Origin of the sequence: Shigella sp. FC1967, from assembly GCF_001743005.1 — a bacterium.
GTDB lineage: Bacteria > Pseudomonadota > Gammaproteobacteria > Enterobacterales > Enterobacteriaceae > Proteus.
Genome location: NZ_MIIZ01000489.1, coordinates 1 through 210, shown reverse-complemented (window position 1 = coordinate 210; position 210 = coordinate 1). Strand labels below are relative to the sequence as shown.

1 pseudogene is annotated in these 210 nt (G+C 41.4%); it reads left to right on the top strand.

From position 1 onward, the window contains the following. Positions 1 to 210: pseudogene (locus tag BHE89_RS24955) on the top strand (amino acid ABC transporter permease); the annotation flags it as partial.

The following is a 210-nucleotide window of genomic DNA, read 5'->3' as shown; positions in this document are numbered from 1 at the left end:
TGATGTGGCTAAATACGCCTCATGAAGTTTCATTTTTAGGACTTACACTGTCTTGGCCTTCCTTTGAATTTCTGGCGGGTATTGTGGGTCTAACCTTTTTATTCCACACCTTTTTATCGCTGAAGAGCTAAGAGCGGGTATTCAAGGCGTTAAACAAGGGCAAAAATATGCTTCTTTGGCATTAGGTTTAACGCAATGGCAATCTATGCG